The sequence below is a fragment of the Vibrio sp. 2130-1 genome (genome assembly GCF_033339515.1).
Genome location: NZ_JAWOUT010000573.1, coordinates 1 through 559, shown reverse-complemented (window position 1 = coordinate 559; position 559 = coordinate 1). Strand labels below are relative to the sequence as shown.

The 559-nt window shown below is 67.1% G+C and carries 1 protein-coding gene; it reads left to right on the top strand.

From position 1 onward, the window contains the following. Positions 1-119 precede the first annotated feature (119 nt). A partial coding sequence (locus R7Q09_RS27465; RefSeq protein WP_318144124.1) for an AAA family ATPase occupies positions 120-559 on the top strand: 440 nt, incomplete at its 3' end.

Below are 559 nucleotides of genomic sequence, written 5' to 3'. Positions count from 1 at the left end.
CCACAGACGCAGAGGCCGAGGCGCTGCGGCTGTATCTGGAAGAACTCAGGGCGGCGCAGGGCGGGGGTAGTGACCCCGCCAGCGCCTAACCACCAACCGCCTACACAGGAGGCAAATCAATGGCTACCCATAAGCCTATCGACATTCTGGCGAGCTTCACAGAGCTACCGCCACCGATTGACTACGTACTGCCCAACATGGTGGCCGGCACCGTGGGGGCGCTGGTGTCCCCCGGTGGGGCCGGCAAGTCCATGCTGGCCCTGCAACTGGCCGCACAGATCGCAGGCGGCCCCGACCTGCTGGACGTGGGCGAGTTGCGCACCGGCCCGGTGATCTACCTGCCCGCCGAAGACCCGCCCACCGCCATACATCACCGCCTGCACGCATTGGGGGAACGCCTGACCGACGAGCAACGGCAAGCCGTGGCTGACGGTCTGCTAATCCAGCCGCTGATCGGCAGCCTACCCAACATCATGGCCCCGGAGTGGTTCGACGGCCTCAAGCGCGCCGCCGAGGGCCGCCGCCTGATGGTGCTGGACACGCTGCGCCGGTTCCACAT